We start from the raw sequence: 1,138 nt of genomic DNA on the forward strand, positions 1-1,138 counted from the left end.
TATATGGAGAGCTTGTTGGGATATCGAAAGTTTCAATAAAAAATTATAAGATTATGTGTGAGACCTTTGAAAAGCAAGATAATCTAAAAATAGATTATGAAAATATCATGGCGCAAATTTCAAGTAAAAGTTCATTTTTTGTTAAAAAAATAAATGGTCTTATATGGTGTGAGATAGATGACAAAGATCATTTGAGAAGAGCAATTGAAAAAATACTACCTAAAATAAAGGCAAAAAATATGAAAATTAAAAGAAATATATTATTAAATCCAGGACCAGCAACAACAACTGATACTGTCAAAATGGCTCAAGTTGTACCAGATATTTGTCCAAGAGAAAAAGAATTTGGTGATACCATGGAATATGTTTCGTCTGAACTTACAAGTATTGTTGCTAATACAAATGACTATGCCACGGTATTATTTGGTGGAAGTGGTACAGCAGCTGTAGAAGCTATATTAACTTCAGTTGTCCCACACAATAAGACCATACTGATTATAAATAATGGTGCTTATGGAACAAGAATGTGTCAAATAGCATCAAGATATAAGATAAAATATATAGAATTTAAAAGTTCATCTATAGAGCCAGTGGACTTAAAAAAAGTTGAGGAAGTAATAAATCAAAATAATAGCTCTATTTCTCATCTTGCTGTTATACATAACGAGACTACTACGGGTATTTTAAATAACCTTAGTGATTTAGGAAAATTGGCAAAACAATATAATATAGAGTTTATAGTAGATGCTATGAGTTCTTATGCTGCTATCCCAATCGATATGCAAAAACAAAATATTTCATATTTGGCTTCTAGTAGCAACAAAAATATTCAAGGTATGGCCGGTGTCAGTTTTGTAGTTGCTAAAAAATCTTCTTTGGATGAGTTAAAAAACATAACACCAAGAACTTTTTATTTAAGTCTTTATGAACAGTATGATAATTTTAAAAAAAATTATCAAATGAGATTTACTCCACCAGTACAAACCATATATGCTCTTAAGCAAGCTATTATTGAAGCCAAAGATGAGGGTATAGAAAATAGATACAAGAGATATTGTAAATCTTGGGAAACTTTAATAAAAGCCCTAAAAGAGATGGGTTTAACTTATTTAGTAAATGACAAATATCACTCTAAAAT

Annotated in this window: 1 protein-coding gene; it reads left to right on the top strand. The window is 29.3% G+C overall.

All coding sequences use genetic code 11. From position 1 onward, the window contains the following. On the top strand, positions 1 to 1,138 hold a 1,138-nt coding region (locus FZ949_RS09200; protein WP_222862790.1), incomplete at both ends, for an aminotransferase class V-fold PLP-dependent enzyme.

Source organism: Campylobacter concisus, from assembly GCF_902460545.1.
In the GTDB taxonomy this organism is placed as follows: Bacteria; Campylobacterota; Campylobacteria; order Campylobacterales; family Campylobacteraceae; genus Campylobacter_A; species Campylobacter_A concisus_AE.